The sequence below is a fragment of the Hyphomicrobium sp. genome, assembly GCF_020852195.1.
Lineage (GTDB): Bacteria > Pseudomonadota > Alphaproteobacteria > Rhizobiales > Hyphomicrobiaceae > Hyphomicrobium_C.
In genome coordinates this window covers 1-14070 of record NZ_JADZBI010000086.1, presented here as the reverse complement: position 1 = coordinate 14070, position 14070 = coordinate 1, and the positions used below count along the sequence as shown (strand labels likewise).

The 14070-nt window shown below is 67.3% G+C and carries 11 protein-coding genes; 4 read left to right on the top strand and 7 right to left on the bottom strand.

What is annotated here, in order from left to right:
- Window positions 1-15: 15 nt before the first annotated feature.
- The 4 genes from nagZ to IT540_RS06750 all read right to left on the bottom strand — a co-directional run bounded on the left by nagZ (window position 16) and on the right by IT540_RS06750 (window position 6080).
- Window positions 16-1050: a beta-N-acetylhexosaminidase gene (gene nagZ, locus IT540_RS06765; protein WP_291174816.1), complete on the bottom strand. Its 1035-nt coding sequence runs from the start codon at window positions 1048-1050 to the stop codon at window positions 16-18.
- Window positions 1051-1063: 13 nt separating this feature from the next.
- Window positions 1064-2722 (bottom strand): SPOR domain-containing protein, encoded by a 1659-nt coding sequence (locus tag IT540_RS06760; protein WP_291174813.1) that lies wholly within the window; start codon window positions 2720-2722, stop codon window positions 1064-1066.
- 183 nt (window positions 2723-2905) lie between these two features.
- Window positions 2906-4666: an arginine--tRNA ligase gene (gene argS, locus IT540_RS06755; RefSeq protein WP_291174810.1), complete on the bottom strand. Its 1761-nt coding sequence runs from the start codon at window positions 4664-4666 to the stop codon at window positions 2906-2908.
- A gap of 202 nt (window positions 4667-4868) precedes the next feature.
- A complete protein-coding gene (locus IT540_RS06750; RefSeq protein WP_291174806.1) occupies window positions 4869-6080 on the bottom strand; it encodes a deoxyguanosinetriphosphate triphosphohydrolase in 1212 nt (403 codons plus the stop codon).
- Window positions 6081-6257: 177 nt separating this feature from the next.
- Between IT540_RS06750 and erpA the strand changes: the two genes are divergently transcribed.
- Together erpA and xth are read left to right on the top strand one after the other, a co-directional pair.
- The gene (gene erpA / locus IT540_RS06745; protein ID WP_291174803.1) at window positions 6258-6602 is read left to right on the top strand and encodes an iron-sulfur cluster insertion protein ErpA; all 345 of its coding nucleotides are present in this window, start codon (window positions 6258-6260) and stop codon (window positions 6600-6602) included.
- A 117-nt stretch (window positions 6603-6719) separates the two neighbouring features.
- The gene (gene xth, locus IT540_RS06740; protein WP_291174800.1) at window positions 6720-7499 is read left to right on the top strand and encodes an exodeoxyribonuclease III; all 780 of its coding nucleotides are present in this window, start codon (window positions 6720-6722) and stop codon (window positions 7497-7499) included.
- A 119-nt stretch (window positions 7500-7618) separates the two neighbouring features.
- On the opposite strand, the gene IT540_RS06735 is transcribed toward xth, so the two are convergent.
- Both IT540_RS06735 and ilvD read right to left on the bottom strand, forming a co-directional pair.
- Window positions 7619-8629, bottom strand: a complete 1011-nt coding sequence (locus IT540_RS06735) for a tetratricopeptide repeat protein (RefSeq protein WP_291174797.1) — start codon at window positions 8627-8629, stop codon at window positions 7619-7621.
- Window positions 8616-10340, bottom strand: coding sequence for a dihydroxy-acid dehydratase (gene ilvD, locus IT540_RS06730; protein ID WP_291174794.1), 1725 nt, complete (start codon window positions 10338-10340; stop codon window positions 8616-8618). Before ilvD ends, IT540_RS06735 begins: the two co-directional genes overlap by 14 nt.
- Window positions 10341-10872: 532 nt before the next feature.
- Here ilvD and IT540_RS06725 point away from each other — a divergent pair.
- Entirely contained in the window at window positions 10873-11481 is a 609-nt protein-coding gene (locus IT540_RS06725; protein WP_291174791.1) for a DUF2939 domain-containing protein, read from the top strand.
- Window positions 11482-11608: 127 nt separating this feature from the next.
- Window positions 11609-12730: an MBL fold metallo-hydrolase gene (locus IT540_RS06720; protein ID WP_291174788.1), complete on the top strand. Its 1122-nt coding sequence runs from the start codon at window positions 11609-11611 to the stop codon at window positions 12728-12730.
- A 44-nt stretch (window positions 12731-12774) separates the two neighbouring features.
- On the opposite strand, the gene IT540_RS06715 is transcribed toward IT540_RS06720, so the two are convergent.
- The coding region (locus IT540_RS06715; protein ID WP_291174785.1) for a class I tRNA ligase family protein at window positions 12775-14070 on the bottom strand (1296 nt) is incomplete at its 5' end.

Here is a 14070-nt window from a genome sequence, read left to right as displayed (position 1 = left end):
CATTTGAACGGCACACTACACTGATTCAGCATGCCGTCTGCCGGTTCCGAGCGCCAGCGCGAGTTGTGTCTCCGCCTTGACAGAATCGTAAGGCTCGCTCCGTCCGAGGACAGCCAGAGCCGCGCGGAATCGCCGCAGGGACTCGCCCGAGAGGCTTGGCACGGCCCCTGCCACCTCCTCCATCTCGGCCATCACGCCGTTACAGTGGAGGGCCAGATCCGATCCGGCGGCGAGCACCCCGCGCGCCCGCTCCGCGAACGTCCCCGAGAGCGCCTTCATGCTGAGGTCGTCGCTCATCAGGAGCCCGTCGAAGCCGATCTCGCCGCGGATCACCTCCCGCGTCACCCGCCGCGACGTGCTGGCCGGCTGCGCCTCGTCGATGGCCGTGAACACCACATGCGCCGTCATGGCGGCCGGCATGTCGGCGAGCGCCTTGAAGGGCGCGAAGTCGGTGGCCGAGAGCACCGCGTGCGGCTCCGTCACCACCGGCAGCGTATGATGACTGTCCTGTAGCGCGCGGCCGTGGCCGGGGATGTGCTTGATGACGGGCAGCACGCCGCCTGCCATGAAACCCTCGGCAACCGCGCGCGCGAGCGCCGCCACCTGGCCCGGCTCGCGCCCGTAGGCCCGGTCGCCGATGACGTCATGCGCGCCCGGGATCGGCACGTCGAGCACCGGCGCGCAGTCCGTATTGATGCCAAGTGCCTTGAGGTCGTCGGCCAGGAGCCGAGCGGCGAGGAACGCGGCGTCACGCGCGACAGCCGGATCGTCGGCATAGAGGTCGGCGTAAGCCTGCGCCGCCGGCAGTGCGCGCCCGAGCGGCGGCCTGAGCCGCTGCACGCGCCCGCCTTCCTGATCGATCAGCACCAGGAACTCGTCGCCGCCACCCACGGCCTCGCGCACGTCCGCGACCAGACGCCGGATCTGCTCGTGGCTCGTGCAGTTGCGGGCGAAGAGGATGAGCCCGGCCGGGGCGGCCGAGCGGAAGAACGCAGCTTCCGCCGGCGAAAGCGTCTCGCCCGCGACGCCGCTGATGAACGCGCTGGCCATGGGATGCGGTCTACTAGTACGCCGTGACCCAGCAGCCGCTGTAGCCCTGCGCCTTGAGCTGGGTGCACACCGAGCTTGCCGAGTCGCGCGATCCTGGCGGTCCGACAAGAAGCCGGTGATAGGTCCCCTTCTCGCCGAGGTTCGCTTCCTGCACGTCAGGCGTCTTGTTCTGCAGGATCATGCCGTACTTCTGCTGCATGTCGGCGAACTGCTTGAGCGCGTCGATGCGGCTGCTGTCCGACGCCGGCACCGACGCCAGCACCGCCACATAGCCCGCACCCGTCGGCTTCGGGCCGACGTCCGCCGGCGCGGCCGCGGCCACCTTCTTCGGCGGCGGATCGGCCTTGGGCGCCGCAGGCGGCTTCGTCTGTGCGGCCTTGGGCTCGGATGCGGTGACGGTCTTCTTGGGCGGCGCCACCACTACCGGGCCGCTCGGCTCGGAGGAGGCAACCATCTGCACCGGCGGCGAGCCCTGCTGCGGTCCCGCGGCACGGGTAGGCGACGGCCCGCCGCCAAGGCCGTCAATGACGGTCAGGCCCGGCACGGACACCACGGCCCGCGTATCCTCGGACTCGACCGAGGACGGCGGCTGGATCGATCCGTCGCGGCCGACCGTGACCACCGGAACCTTGCGCACGCCGGCCGGATCCGCGCTTTCCTCGCGGCCGCCGTCGCCGAGGCGGCCCATGATCTTGCTGTCGGCATGGGCGAACTGCTTTCCGCCCGGATCGGAAGGCTTCACCTTCGACGGACCGGAGGCACCCTTGACCAGCGGCGCGTCCTTGCCGCTGCCTCCACCCATGATGGAGGTGTAGCCGATGACGAGCCCGCCGCCGACGAGAATGGTGCAGGCCACGAGGCCCACCACCTTCTTCCAGCCGCCACGGCGCGGCTCGTCCTCATACTGTGCCTCGTCCTCGGCATAGCTCTGGTCGAACGACGCGTGCTGCTGAGGCGGTGCGTTCGGGTAGCCGCCGACCGGCCCGAGTCCGGGCTCGAGTTGCGGATCGCCATAGTGATCACCGCCCCACTGGCCCGGAGCCCCATGGCCCGCGTATCCATGACCATAGTCGCGCGCGTCCAGCGCCAGGCTCTGCCCGCCCCATTGTGGATCGCTGTGCGAGCCGGCTGCCGGCGCGGCACCGTAGTCCGCGCCATAGGGAGACACGGGCGCAGCGGGCGACTGCCCGCCAAACCCATGGCCGAGCGCGCCATACCCGCTATGCGTCTGCGGCGCGCTGTACGGCGACGGAGCCGGCTGTCCCTGGGGAGGGTATCCGCTGCTCGCGCCGTAAGGATCGCCGGCCGGCATCTGCGGCTGCCCACGCGTGCCGTAGCCCTGCTGGGGCTGTGGAGCCGTGTATCCGGCAAGCCCGTAAGGATCGGCGGGCTGCGGCGGTTGGGAATAACCATATCCGTCGGGCCTTAGCGCCGCGTAGGGATCGTGTTGCGCACCAGGAGGCTGACCGCCTGCCTGCGGATCGGCGCCATAGCCGCCCGCATCGCCGTAGCCGGGGGCCGCCGGACGCGCCGCGGTGCGCGGCTGGTTGGCCGGCGCGGGCCAAATGGGCTGCCCATAAGGAGAGGCGGGCGCCGGCTGCCCTGACCCTGCGGGACGACCCTGAGAGTTTGGCACCTGATTGTGCGGAAGAGGATTGCTATACCGTGTCATCTCTCGGAACCCCTCGTCGCACCCCCGCGGGCTACGATCTCGGCACCCTGGCAACCACCAGGCGACCGCTCGCCGGGACTTTAGCGCTGACGGAAAAATCCCGCCAACGCAATCATTGACCCCAATATGCCGCAAGTCAGCGTCGGTAGCCGATGCCCGCGACGAAGCCCCCGAATCGCGAGTCTAGCGCATAGCCTCCGGCGCACCGACACCGAGCACCGTAAGGCCAGAGGATAACACCTGCTTGAGCGACGCCACGAGCGTGCATCGAGCCGCGGTTATCGCCCGATCGTTGGGCTGGATAACGCGCAATTGTGGCAAATCATTGCCACGCGTCCAATGTCCGTGAAAAGCGGAAGCCAAATCATAGAGATAGAAGGCGAGCCGGTGCGGCTCGTGAGCCTGGGCGGCGCCTTCGATCAGAGTGGGGAAGAACGCCGCCTTCTTGATGAGGTCGAGCTCGCCCCCGTCCGTGAGCAGGGAGAGGTCGGCGGTGGCCGTCCCCTCGTGCACGACCTCGAGGTCCGGGAACGCCTCGCGCGCATTGCGCAGCACGGAGGCCGCGCGCGCATGCGCATACTGCACGTAGAAGACGGGATTGTCCTTCGACTGCTCGGTGACCTTGGCGAAGTCGAAGTCGAGCGGCGCGTCGTTCTTTCGGTAGAGCATCATGAAGCGCACGGGGTCGCGCCCGACCTCGTCGACGACGTCGCGCAGCGTGACGAACGTGCCGGCGCGCTTCGACATCTTGAACGGCTCGCCGCCTTTGAACAGCTTCACGAGCTGGCACACCTTGATGTCGAGGTCGGCCTTGCCGTCCGAGAGCGCCGCCACCGCCGCCTTCATGCGCGGGATGTAGCCGATGTGGTCGGCGCCGAACACGTTGATCAGGTGACGGAAGCCGCGCTGCAGCTTGTCGTAGTGATAGGCGATGTCGGCGGCGAAATAGGTGTAGCTGCCGTCCGACTTCATGAGCGCCCGGTCGTTGTCGTCGCCGAACGCGGTCGAGCGGAACAGCGTCTGCTCGCGGTCCTCCCATTCCTCGTCGTCATGGCCCTTGGGCTTCTCGAGCCGGCCCTTGAAGATGAGCCCCTTGGCGTCGAGCGCCGCGATCGCCGCCGCGATCTGGTTCTTGCCGCCGGTCGTGAGCGAGCGCTCGGAGAAGAACACGTCGTGGCTGATGTTGAGGGCCGCGAGATCCTCCTTGATCATCGCCATCATGGCGTCGATGGCGAAGCTGCGCACGAGCGGCAGCCAATCCTCCTCGGGCTTCTGCAGCAAGTCGCGGCCGTACGTCTCCGCGAGTGCCGCGCCGACGGGCTTCAGGTAGTCGCCCGGATAGAGGCCGGACGGAATCTCGCCGATGTCCTCGCCCAGCGCCTCGCGGTAGCGCAGGAAGGCCGAGCGCGCGAGAACGTCCACCTGCCCGCCCGCGTCGTTGATGTAGTACTCGCGCGTGACGTCGTAGCCGGCGAACGAGAGCAGGTGGGCGAGTGCATCGCCGAACACCGCGCCGCGGCAATGCCCGACGTGCATCGGCCCCGTGGGGTTGGCCGAGACATACTCGACGTTCGTGCGCGCAGCCCTTCCGACATCCGATGACCCGTACAGCGGCCCCTTGGCGAGGATCGCACCCACGACGTCGTACCAGAACGCATCCCGCATGCGCAGGTTCAAGAACCCCGGCCCCGCGACCTCTGCCGACACCACGTCGGGATCGAGCCTGAGCACCCCGGCCAGCGCCTCGGCGATGTCGCGCGGCTTCATCTTCGCGGCCTTAGCGAGCACCATGGCGGCGTTGCAGGCAAGGTCGCCGTGCGCGGGATCGCGCGGCTGCTCGACGGCCACGTTGGCAAAATCGAGCCCCGCCGGCAGCGTGCCCTTCTCCTCGAGGCCCCTGAGCGCGGCGAGCACCCTTGCCTCGACCTCCGCGAACACGTTCATGAACCGAACCTCTTTACGGACGTTCTCAAATCAACGAGCGACAATTGCTACAAACACGTCAGGCCGGCGTCATGGCGGAGTCATGCTTCGCATGGACGGCCGACACCCACGAAAATATCCACATCTGCTTCGATAGGTGTCGTGGATCCCGGCCTCCGCCGGGATGACGGAAAGTAGCTCGGATGGCAAGCGAGCAGCCCGGCTATCGCAATTCCGGCGTGGCGTCAAACAGGAGGCGGTGCTGGTCTATGGCATAGCGGTCTGTCATGCCGGCCACGAAGTCCGCGATCACGCGCGCCCTGGCGCGCTCGGCAAGCCCCTCCTGCGCCACCCGCCACGTGTCCGGCAACACCACGGGGTCCGACAGATAGCGCGCGAACAGTCGCGCGATGACGGCCTCCGCGTCGTCCATCACGTCCATGACCTTCCGGCTGCGGTAGACGCGCTGCATGAGCACGTCTTTGAGCGCCTTGAGGTCCGACGTCATACCCGACGAGAAGGCGACAACGGCCTCGCCCGCCGCCCGGATGTCGTCCGGCGAACCCGGAGCCAGCGCCGCGAGGCGTGCCCGGCTCTCCTGCACCATGTCCTGGATCAGGAGCGTGATCATGCGCCGCGTCACCTCGTAGGTGAGGCGGCTGCGCAGCCCCGGCGCCTCGGCCCTGGGCAGCGCCGCCACGATGGAGCCCGCGAGCGGCGCGTCTCTCAGGCCGTCGAGCGTCAGCAGCCCGGCCCTGAGACCGTCGTCGATGTCGTGGCTCACGTACGCGATGTCGTCCGCCAGCGCCGCCGCCTGCGCCTCTCCGGAGGCCCAGCGCGCGGGCTCGAGACTCTGCCAGCTCTCGAGCGCGCGGATCACCTTGCGCACCGGCGCATGCATCTCCTCCACGATCGGCCCATTGTGCTTGGCAAGCCCCTCGAGCGTCTCCCAGGTGAGGTTGAGTCCGTCGAACGCCAGGTACTTGCGCTCGAGCGCCGTCACCACGCGCAGGCTCTGCGCATTGTGATCGAAGCCGCCGAACGCACCCATCAGCCGGTCCAGCGCCCGCTCCCCGGCATGCCCGAACGGCGGATGCCCGAGGTCGTGCGCGAGCGCCAGCGCCTCGGCGAGATCCTCGTCGAGCCTGAGCTGCCGTGAGATCGTGCGCGCGATCTGCGCCACCTCGAGGCTGTGCGTCAGGCGCGTGCGGTAATGGTCGCCCTCGTGAAAGACGAACACCTGCGTCTTGTGGATGAGGCGGCGAAACGCTGTCGAATGCAGGATGCGGTCGCGGTCGCGCTGGAAGGGACTGCGGGTTGGACAGTCGGGCTCAGCGAATCGCCGCCCGCGCGATCGGACAGCACCGGCGGCATAGCGGGCAGGCGCACGGGCACCGGGCTTGAGCTCCGCCCCGTATGCGCAGTTGCCGTCCATTTCCCGTTGTTTCGCCTTGCCCATACCAGCCTTGAAGCCCCGGCCCGTCGCCGTTCTCCGCCAGCCGCCCCACGCCATTTGACTTGAACCGGCCGGCCATTATCTTCGTATCAGATTTTGACTGCACGAGGCGGGTGCGGGTGACAGCGCGCAAAACCGCCTCCGAGGACCCCCGGAATGGCCGACATCGCAACCCCGACCACCGTGACCCTGACCGACCGCGCGGCGCGCCGCATCGCCGAGATCGTGGCGGGTGAGCCCGCGGGCACGATGCTGCGCCTGTCCGTCGAGGGCGGCGGCTGCTCGGGCTTCCAGTACAAGTTCGATCTCGTCGGCTCCGCCGCGAGCGATGATGTCGTGGTGGAGCGCAGCGCAGCCAAGGTTCTCATCGACCCGGTCTCGCTCGAGTATCTCGCCGGCTCCGAGATAGATTTCGTCGACGACCTGATCGGCGCAGCGTTCAAGGTGCAGAACCCCAACGCCACCGCCTCCTGCGGCTGCGGCACCAGCTTCTCGCTCTAGAGTCCCCTCTCCCGTCCTTACAGGGTTAAGGTGAGGGGCAACAACAAATCGCAGCGGCCAACGGCTGCCCCTACCCGGCCTCTCTCGGCGCGCGGGGAGAGGGAGCACAGGACCTCCATGAAGATCACCACCTGGAACATCAACGGCATCCGCGCGCGCATCGAGGGCGCGCTCGCCTACGTGCGCGAGGCCAGGCCCGACGTGCTCTGCCTGCAGGAGATCAAGTGCGTTGACGAGGGCTTCCCGACCGAAGCCTTTGCCGATCTCGGCTACAACATCGCCACCCACGGCCAGAAAGGCTTCAACGGCGTCGCGCTGCTCTCGCTGGGCCCGCTCGAGGATGTGGTGCGCGGCCTGCCCGGCGACGACGGCGACGCCCAGGCCCGCTACATCGAGGCGACGGTCAGCGACGGCGGCAACGCCGTGCGCGTCGCTTCCATCTACCTGCCCAACGGCAATCCCGTCGGCAGCGAGAAGTTTCCCTTCAAGCTCGCCTGGATGGGACGGCTCGAGGCCCATGCTCGCGCGCTGCTCGCCACCGAGATGCCGGTCATTCTCGCCGGCGACTTCAACGTCATCCCGGAGCCCAAGGACGCAAAGCGCCCCGACGCTTGGCGCAACGACGCGCTGTTCCAGCCCGAGAGCCGCGCCGCATTCCGCACGCTCGGCAACCTCGGCTACATCGACGCCGTGCGCGCCTGCCATCCGGAGCCCGGCCACTACACGTTCTGGGACTACCAGGCCGGCGCCTGGCAGAAGGACGACGGCATCCGCATCGACTTCCAGCTCCTCTCCCCGCAGGCCGCCGACCGGCTCATCGCCTCCGGCATCGACCGCTTCACGCGGAGCTGGGAGAAGCCGTCCGACCACGTCCCGGTTTGGACCACCCTCGCCTGACGCATTTCCCTTGTCCCACCGAACGGATGGCGACGAGCACGTGAGGAGGGATGCTTTCCAAAGTGAAAGGGCAGGCCATGCAGGCCCGCCCTCGCGAGAATGAACTGGGAAAATCGACCTTACGGCGTCGGCACAGGCGGCTGCGCCGGCCCCGGCACGTTGATGTCGCGCAGCTTGGGCGGATCTCCGGTCATCGACCCGTACTCGAAGGTACGGACCGCCGGCAGCCGCTGCGTCGGCGGCTCGGCACGCGTCGAGATCATGTCGACCGGCTCGCCGTTCTTGCAGGTCCTGACCGGAGCCGCCGCGAGCTGGGGCAACCCGCTGCGGTCGTAGGACGCGGCTGGCTTGCGCCCGTAGCGGTTGCCCCACTGTGCGACGATGCCGGTTGCCTGCTTGCGCGTCCCGTCGGCCGCCCCGCAGAAGATGTTCTGATAGATGTCCTCGATCCACATGGCGTCCTGCGGCGGCGCGTTGTCGACCGCGACTGCGATCAGCGCCAGCGCCCGCGGGGGATCCGGCTCCACGTGCTTGCCCCGCCACAGAAGGTCGGCGAAGAACGCCTGCGCGCCCGCATGCCCGTTCTGGCTCAAGACCGAAAGCCAGTGCCGGCCGAGCGGCACGTTGGTCTCGACGCCCTCGCCCGTGAGCTGAAGCTTGGCGAGCTCGAACTGCGCATCCTCGTCGTTGAAGGTGGTGGAGGCGTTCTTGAGATAGAACACCGCGCGCTCCGCATCGGGCGCGAGCCCGATCTCGGGCAGCCCGCGCAGCACGTAGCCCGCGAGCGCCGTCAGCGCCTTGCCGACGTAGCGCGCGCGCGGATCGTCCGGATCCGCGTCGAGGTGCTCGTCCGCGATCTTCTCGTAGAGCGCGTAGGCCCTGGCGTGATCGGTGTAGGGGCCTGTACTGTCCTGATAGATCTTGGCGAGGTAATAGCTCGCCATGAACTCGCCCTTCTCGGCCGCGTATCTCAGCGCCGGCATGGCAAGCTCGTAGTAGCCGCCCTGGTAGGCGCTGACCCCTTGTCGGAGCGCCTCGCGCGGCGAGCTGAAGGACGTCGACTGCGCTTGCGCCGCAAGCGGCGCGCACGCGATGAAAATCAATCCGAGTACCAGCCTAGATGTCCGCATAGCAAACAACTTCCGCCTTCCCGCCTGCGTGGGTGACGGCCCCGTAACGGGCCGGCCCCACCTGGTCCGCAAATTTTCTGATGGCCCCGCTCTGGTACGGATTAGGCGGAGCTTTCCACGCTTTACGCCGGCGCTCGAGCTCGGCCGCCTCGACCTCGAGGTCGAGTGTGCCTTTGTCGGCGTCGATTGCGATGATGTCGCCGTCCTGGACGAGGCCGATCGGGCCGCCAACCGCCGCCTCGGGCCCCACATGCCCGATGCAGAAGCCGCGCGTCGCGCCCGAGAAGCGTCCGTCCGTGATGAGTGCGACCTTGTCTCCGGCGCCCTGACCATAGAGCGCCGCCGTCGTCGACAGCATCTCCCGCATGCCGGGCCCGCCCTTGGGACCCTCGTAACGGATGATGATGACGTCGCCGTCCTTGTACTCGCGGTTGGACACCGCGCGGAATGCATCCTCCTCGCAGTCGAAGCAGCGCGCCGGACCGCGGAACGTGAGCTTCTTGAGCCCCGCGACCTTGACGATGCCGCCCTCCGGCGCCAGCGAGCCACTGAGCCCGACGACGCCGCCTGTAGGCGAGATCGGATTCGAGACCGGATACACGACCTTCTGGTCGGTATTGAACGTCACCTGCTCGAGGTTCTGCGCAAGCGTCTTGCCGGTGACCGTCAGGCAGTCGCCGTGCAGATAGCCGCCCTCGAGCAGCGCCTTCAGGATCTGCGGCACGCCGCCGATGTCGAACACGTCCTTGGCGACGTACTTGCCGCCGGGCTTGAGGTCCGCGATATAGGGCGTGCGCTTGAAGATCTCGGCCACCGCGAAGAGATCGAAGTCGATGCCGCACTCGTTGGCCATGGCCGGCAGATGCAGCGCCGCGTTGGTCGAGCCTCCTGTCGCCGCCACCACGGTGGCTGCGTTCTCGAAGGCCTTCAAGGTCACGATGTCGCGCGGACGAATGCCGTCCGCGACAAGCCGCATGACGGCTTTTCCGCTCTCCACCGCATACTGATCGCGCGAGGTGTAGGGCGCAGGCGCGCCCGCCGAGCCCGGAAGCGCGAGCCCGATCGCCTCGGAGACGCAGGCCATGGTGTTGGCCGTGAACTGTCCGCCACAAGCGCCCGCGCCTGGGCAGGCCACGCACTCGAGGTCGTGCAGCTCCTCATCGGTCATCTTGCCCGACGAATGCATGCCGACGCCCTCGAAGACATCGACGACGGTGACGTCGCGGCCCTTGTATTTGCCGGGCATGATGGAGCCGCCGTACATGAAAACGGACGGTACATTGAGGCGCAGCATGGCCATCATCGTGCCGGGCAGGCTCTTGTCGCAACCGGCGATGCCGACCAGCGCGTCGTAGCAGTGGCCGCGCATGGTGAGCTCGATCGAATCGGCGATCACCTCGCGCGAGACGAGCGACGACTTCATGCCCTGGTGGCCCATGGCGATGCCGTCGGTGACGGTGATGGTGCAGAACTCGCGCGGCGTGCCGCCCGATTCCTTGACGCCGGTCTTGGCCGACTGGGCCTGGCGCTGGAGCGCGATGTTGCAGGGCGCGGCCTCGTTCCAGCAGGACACGACGCCGACGAAGGGCCGGCGGATCTCGTCCTCCGTGAGGCCCATGGCATAGTAGTACGAGCGGTGGGGCGCGCGCGACGGACCTTCCGTGACATGCCGGCTCGGCAACTTAGACTTGTCGAACGTCCTCGCGTCCATACACTCACATCCAATTCGCTCTGACATCTTCAACGGGGCGCCGCACATGGTGCGTGCGGAAGCCCCGATCAAGAGCGGGAATGCGTTTGTTCGATAAAGCCGCTTCGGAAAATTGAATCTGCGGCCGCCTGAAAAATGCGCACCGCCATTTCCGAACCGAAGCCCCCGCAGCTCCCGTTCTCTCCGGTACTTCGTCGCGCTCCTTTGTGGCTCAAACGAGGCATGGTAGCCGGATTTCGTTGCCATCGAGCAACAACCTTTATATGAGCCCACCAATTTTAGGACTATTTGACGAGCGTGGCGTCATCACCACAGTCGGCACGCTGGACCTTGCTCCCACCCGGCGGCAGCCTACGGGTAGCACCGGATCCCGGCCGATCGTTGGCCCCACTTGGGCCACCTGACGGCAATTGCAGGAAAGTTGGGCACCGTTGCCGCAGGTTGCGACAGCGGCTCCACGGCCCGAACACGGCCCCAATCATAGGATTCATGGTAAATCACACGCCGGGCGGCGGAGGCCAGAAACCAGACCATGAAGAAATTTCTGATTGCCCTTACGGCCAGCCTCACCCTGGCTGCCGGCTATATCGCCTACCCCATCCTGACGGTCTGGACAATTCGCGAGGCCATGCGTACCGGCAATTCGGCCTACATCGAGACCAAGCTCGAGTGGCCGACCGTCCGCTCCACGCTGCGCCAGTCGCTCACCGAATATGCGCTCGGGCCCACGGCCGTCGCCAATACCGGATCGGCACCGGCCAGTGTCGGCCTGTGGCAGAGGATCAAGAACGGCCTCTCCCGCCGCGCCGTCGACAATCTGGTCGAAAGCTACGTGACGCCCGAGGGCCTACCGCAGCTTTTCAGCGCACGCCAGTTCTACCGCGAGAACATCTCCGGCGAGCAGGCCGCCCTCGACGCCATGCCGTGGCACGCGCGAGCCTCCAATTTCTGGTCACGGATCAAACGCGCCGAGTTCCATTCGCCCACTGCCTTCGAGATCGAGATGGCGGACCGCAACGATCCCACGCGCCACTATGTCGGCCTGTTGCGGCTGCGCGGCCTCGAATGGAAGCTCGTCGAGCTACGCCTGCGCCCGGTCCGCGCCGCGAGCCTTCCCCTCACGATGACCGACCCCGCCTAGCGGCGGTCCACCCTCCTCCTCTCCGAAATACATTGCAGGATTCTTTCGTTAGGAGCCTTGCCGGCCAGTGCTACCCGATGACGGCCGGCCTGCGCGGCAGGCCATCATTCGCTTCGGAGAGTCCGCGATGTTTTTCACGAGATGCCTGCGCGGAGCGGTCCTGGCCGCCCTGCTCGCAACGCCGTTCGCCCCCGCATGGTCCGACGAGGCGTCGCCCGCTCGCGTCACCATTCTCTACGACGCGTTCGGAAAGGATGCTTCCGTGCGCAAGGACTGGGGTTTCGCCGCCCTGGTCGAGGTCGGCGGCAAGCGCATCCTCTTCGACACCGGCAACGACGCCGCGACCTTCGTGGCCAATGCCAAGGCCAAGGGCGTGGATTTCGCCACCCTCGATTTCGTCGTCCAGTCGCATCGCCACGCCGACCACCTTGCCGGTCTGGCCGAGGTCCTGAAGGTCAACCCCAAGGTGAAGATCTATGGGCCAAAGGAAGGCTTCGGCGTCTACGGCTCGTCGCTGCCGTCGAGCTTCTACCGCAAGAACGAGGCGCTGCCTCCGGAGCAGCGCTACTACGACGGCAAGCCGCCCGAGACCCTGAAGTTCGGCACTGCCTGGCGGGATGCCGACATCGAGGTCATCGACAAGACGACCGAGATCGCGCCCGGCGTGTGGCTGATCGCGCTCGTCTCCGATCAGCCCGGCACGCTGGAGCTCAAGGAGGTCTCGCTCGCCATCGACACGCCGGAGGGCATCGTGCTCGTAGTCGGCTGCTCGCACCCCGGCATCGAGAAGATCGTCGAGGCAGCAGCCGCCATCAACCCGAAGATCCACTACATTCTCGGCGGCTTCCACCTCGTGAATGCGAAGGACGAGGGAATCGCCAAGATTGCGGCCTCGCTGCGCGACACCTGGAAAGTGCAGAACGTCGCCCCTGGCCACTGCACGGGCGAAGCGACATTCGCCGGTCTGCAGGAAGCCTTCGGCGACCAATATGTGTACGCCGGTGCCGGCACCGTTCTCGATGTCGGCAAGCAGCGCCGCGCGGATCTCGGCAAGAGATCGCTTGTCCACAAGGCTTCCGTCACGCCCGAGACCGCAGGCGAATTGCGCGGCGCGGCGGCCGCTCTGACGGGCAGCGACCTCGCTTACTACCAGGCACGCGCCCGCACGAGCCCAGACGCCGTCGAGCCCAAGATGATGAAGTGGCTGCGCGCCTCGTTCCGCATCCCCGAGCCGACCCCGCAGCCGTAGCACGCACGTCCCCTCCCTCCCCGTCCTTACGGGGAGAGGGGACATCACCCCTCGATGCGCTTCAGCGCGGCCGTGAGCCGCGCGATGCGGTCGGTCGCATCCGCGACGCGCTCGCGGTTGAGCTCCACTACGTGCTCGGGCGACTTGGCGACATTGGCCGCGTTGGCGAGCCACGTCGCCGCCTTGTTGCGGTCGCCCTCGGCCTTCTCGATCTCCTTCGCGAGCCGCTTGCGCTCAGCGCCCATATCGATCACGCCCTCGAGCGGCAGCGCCGCCGTCGCCTCACCGATCACGATAAGCGCCGCTCCCTTGGGCGCCGTCTCGACGATGGCGATGCTGTCGAGGCGCGCCAGCCTGCGAATGGTCTCGTCGTGTCTCCGCGCCCGCGCGATCGTCGCCTCGCTCGCGCCTGTGAGCACGAGCGGGATCTTCGCCCCCGCCGGAACGTTCATCTCCGTGCGCACCGAGCGCACCTCCGAGACGAGGCGTACCACCCAGCCGATCTCCTCGTCGGCGGATGCGCTGGCCAACCCCGAGAGCCGCGGCCACTCGGAAAGGCAGAGCAGCGACAGCCGCCGCTCGCCGTGCTCCACCATATGCGCCCACAGCTCCTCGGTGATGAACGGCATGAACGGATGCAGGAGCTTCAAACACTGGTCGAGCACCCACGCCGCGCAGGCACGCGTCTCGGCGATCGCCTGCTCGTCGTCGCCGGCGAGGATCGGCTTGATCAGCTCGAGATACCAGTCGCAATAGACGCCCCACACGAACTCGTAGATGACGCCCGCCGCCTCGTTGAACTTGTAGCCCTCGAGGCCCGCCGTCACCGCGTTCGCCGCCCGCTCCGTCTCGCCGACGATCCAGCGGTTCAGCGTATGCGTGACCGCCGACGGCTCGAAATCGAACTGGCGCACGCACTCGTTCATCTCGCCGAAGCGCGCCGCGTTCCAGAGCTTTGTCGCGAAGTTGCGGTAGCCTTCGACGCGCGCCGGGGCGAGCTTGATGTCGCGCCCCTGCGCCGCCATGGCGGCGAGCGTGAAGCGCAACGCATCCGCGCCGTACTTGTCGATCAGCGCCAGGGGATCGATGACGTTACCCTTCGACTTCGACATCTTCTGGCCCTTCTCGTCGCGGACCAGCGCGTGGATGTAGACGTCATGGAACGGCACCTCCTTCATGAAGTGCAGCCCCATCATCATCATGCGGGCGACCCAGAAGAAGATGATGTCGAAGCCGGTGACGAGCACGCTTGTCGGATAGTAGAGCTTGAGCTCCGGTGTCTCGTCCGGCCAGCCGAGCGTCGAGAAGGGCCACAGCGCCGACGAGAACCACGTGTCGAG